A 2,944-nucleotide genomic window follows, 5' to 3' on the forward strand; every position below is an offset into this window, starting at 1 on the left:
AAAGTGTGTTTAGTTAAGTTAGAAAGGGCGCACGGTGGATGCCTTGGCACTAGGAGCCGATGAAGGACGGGACAAACACCGATATGCTTCGGGGAGCTGTAAGTAAGCGTTGATCCGGAGATTTCCGAATGGGGAAACCCACTGCTCGTAATGGGGCAGTATCCATACGTGAATCCATAGCGTATGGAGGGCATACCCGGGGAACTGAAACATCTAAGTACCCGGAGGAGAAGAAAGCAAAAGCGATTCCCTAAGTAGCGGCGAGCGAAACGGGAACAGCCCAAACCAAGAGGCTTGCCTCTTGGGGTTGTAGGACACTCAATACGGAGTGACAAAGGAACGGAGTAGATGAAGCGGTCTGGAAAGGCCCGCCAGAGGAGGTAACAGCCCTGTAGTCGAAACTTCGTTCCCTCCTGAGTGGATCCTGAGTACGGCGGGACACGAGGAATCCCGTCGGAAGCAGGGAGGACCATCTCCCAAGGCTAAATACTCCCTAGTGACCGATAGTGAACCAGTACCGTGAGGGAAAGGTGAAAAGCACCCCGGGAGGGGAGTGAAAGAGAACCTGAAACCGTGTGCCTACAAGTAGTCAGAGCCCGTTTATGGGTGATGGCGTGCCTTTTGTAGAATGAACCGGCGAGTTACGATCTCGTGCGAGGTTAAGTCGAAAAGACGGAGCCGTAGCGAAAGCGAGTCTGAATAGGGCGTATAGTACGAGGTCGTAGACCCGAAACCAGGTGATCTACCCATGTCCAGGGTGAAGGTAGGGTAATACCTACTGGAGGCCCGAACCCACGCACGTTGAAAAGTGCGGGGATGAGGTGTGGGTAGGGGTGAAATGCCAATCGAACTTGGAGATAGCTGGTTCTCCCCGAAATAGCTTTAGGGCTAGCCTCGAGTTGAGAGTCTTGGAGGTAGAGCACTGATTGGGCTAGGGGCCCTCATCGGGTTACCGAACTCAGTCAAACTCCGAATGCCAATGACTTATACTCGGGAGTCAGACTACGAGTGATAAGATCCGTGGTCAAGAGGGAAACAGCCCAGATCACCAGCTAAGGTCCCAAAGTGTACGTTAAGTGGAAAAGGATGTGGAGTTGCTTAGACAACCAGGATGTTGGCTTAGAAGCAGCCACCATTTAAAGAGTGCGTAATAGCTCACTGGTCGAGTGACTCTGCGCCGAAAATGTACCGGGGCTAAACGTACCACCGAAGCTGTGGGACGACTTACGTCGTCGGTAGGGGAGCGTTCTAAGGGCGTCGAAGCTAGACCGGAAGGACTAGTGGAGCGCTTAGAAGTGAGAATGCCGGTGTGAGTAGCGAAAACAGAGGTGAGAATCCTCTGCACCGAAAGCCTAAGGTTTCCTGAGGAAGGCTCGTCCGCTCAGGGTTAGTCGGGACCTAAGCCGAGGCCGAAAGGCGTAGGCGATGGACAACAGGTTGATATTCCTGTACCACCTCCTCACCGTTTGAGCAATGGGGGGACGCAGGAGGATAGGGTCAGCGCGCGACTGGTTGTGCGCGTCCAAGCAGTTAGGCGCCTCAAGTAGGCAAATCCGCTTGAGTAGGCTGAGCTGTGATGGCGAGGGAAATCGAGTACCGAAGTGCCTGATTCCACACTGCCAAGAAAAGCCTCTAGCGAGGTGAGAGGTGCCCGTACCGCAAACCGACACAGGTAGGCGAGGAGAGAATCCTAAGGTGCGCGGGAGAACTCTCGTTAAGGAACTCGGCAAAATGACCCCGTAACTTCGGGAGAAGGGGTGCTCCCTCGGGTGAACAGCCTGGGGGAGCCGCAGTGAAAAGGCCCAAGCGACTGTTTATCAAAAACACAGGTCTCTGCGAAGCCGTAAGGCGAAGTATAGGGGCTGACACCTGCCCGGTGCTGGAAGGTTAAGGGGAGCGCTTAGCGCAAGCGAAGGTGCGAACCGAAGCCCCAGTAAACGGCGGCCGTAACTATAACGGTCCTAAGGTAGCGAAATTCCTTGTCGGGTAAGTTCCGACCCGCACGAAAGGTGTAACGACTTGGGCACTGTCTCAACGAGAGACCCGGTGAAATCATAGTACCTGTGAAGATGCAGGTTACCCGCGACAGGACGGAAAGACCCCGTGGAGCTTTACTGCAGCCTGATATTGAATGTTGGTGCGACATGTACAGCATAGGTGGGAGACTGAGAAGCCTGGACGCCAGTCTAGGTGGAGTCGCCGTTGGGATACCACCCTTGTCGTACTGAGATTCTAACCCGCACCCCTGATCGGGGTGGGAGACAGTGTCAGGTGGGCAGTTTGACTGGGGCGGTCGCCTCCCAAAGCGTAACGGAGGCGCCCAAAGGTTCCCTCAGAATGGTTGGAAATCATTCGTAGAGTGTAAAGGCAGAAGGGAGCTTGACTGCGAGACCTACAAGTCGAGCAGGGACGAAAGTCGGGCTTAGTGATCCGGTGGTTCCGAATGGAAGGGCCATCGCTCAACGGATAAAAGCTACCCCGGGGATAACAGGCTTATCTCCCCCAAGAGTCCACATCGACGGGGAGGTTTGGCACCTCGATGTCGGCTCATCGCATCCTGGGGCTGTAGTCGGTCCCAAGGGTTGGGCTGTTCGCCCATTAAAGCGGTACGCGAGCTGGGTTCAGAACGTCGTGAGACAGTTCGGTCCCTATCCGTCGCGGGCGTAGGAAATTTGAGAGGAGCTGTCCTTAGTACGAGAGGACCGGGATGGACGCACCGCTGGTGTACCAGTTGTCCCGCCAGGGGCACAGCTGGGTAGCTATGTGCGGAAGGGATAAGCGCTGAAAGCATCTAAGCGTGAAGCCCCCCTCAAGATGAGATTTCCCATCGCGTCAAGCGAGTAAGATCCCTTGAAGATGACAAGGTAGATAGGTCCGAGGTGGAAGCGTGGCGACACGTGTAGCTGACGGATACTAATCGATCGAGGACTTAACTAAACACATA

Annotated in this window: 1 rRNA gene; it reads left to right on the forward strand. The window is 54.8% G+C overall.

What is annotated here, in order from left to right:
• The first annotated feature begins 11 nt into the window (after positions 1–11).
• Positions 12–2,937, forward strand: a 23S ribosomal RNA gene (locus HNR43_RS13995).
• Positions 2,938–2,944: the final 7 nt, after the last annotated feature.

This window comes from Anoxybacillus mongoliensis (genome assembly GCF_014201515.1).
In the GTDB taxonomy this organism is placed as follows: Bacteria; Bacillota; Bacilli; order Bacillales; family Anoxybacillaceae; genus Anoxybacillus; species Anoxybacillus mongoliensis.